Annotated in this window: 1 protein-coding gene; it reads right to left on the bottom strand. The window is 74.8% G+C overall.

Annotated elements, in window-relative coordinates; genetic code table 11:
• The coding region (locus AC27IO_RS25195) for a TonB-dependent siderophore receptor (protein WP_498741343.1) at positions 1–618 on the bottom strand (618 nt) is incomplete at both ends.

Raw genomic sequence — 618 nt, 5'->3', positions numbered from 1 at the left:
CGGCGCGCGCTGGCGCAGCCATTCGCCGTCGTAGCGCAGCGTGGTGGCCTCGGCGAGGCGCCAGGTGAACGCCGGCGCCAGCATGTCGCGGCGCGTGCGCACATGCTCTCGAAAGCTGCCCTTGTCCTCGCCCACGGCGGTGAGGCGGTAGGCGATGCGCGCGGGTTCGCCCGACTCCGGCGCGGTGCCTGCCGGCGCATCCAGCGGGCCGCCCAGCGTGAGCACAGCGCGCCTTGTGTTCCAGCGGCCCAGGCTCGCCTCGATCGTGCGCAGCGGCTCCCACGGCGCGGGCTGCGTCACCACGTTGAGCGTGCCGCCGGGCTCGGACACGCCGTACAGCGCCGCCACGGGCCCGCGCAGGAACTCGAAGCGCTCCACGTTGGCCGTGTCGCGCGGCGCGTTGTAGCCCCGGTTGCCGGCCATGCCGTTGCGCAGCAGGCTCATGCCGGTGTCCTCGTGGCCGGCGAAGCCGCGCAGGGCGATGTTGTCCCAGGTGCCGCCGAAGTCGTTCTGGCGCGATACGCCGGGCACGTAGTCGAGCGCGTCGTCCAGGCGCGTGGCGCCCAGGGCGTCCAAGGCCGGGCGCGGCAGGGTGGACAGGGCCTGCGGCACCGCGAG

The organism is Acidovorax sp. KNOB132 (assembly GCF_057541515.1).
Note: the sequence above shows the minus strand (reverse complement) of the source record. Positions and strands in the feature narration are given on the sequence as shown.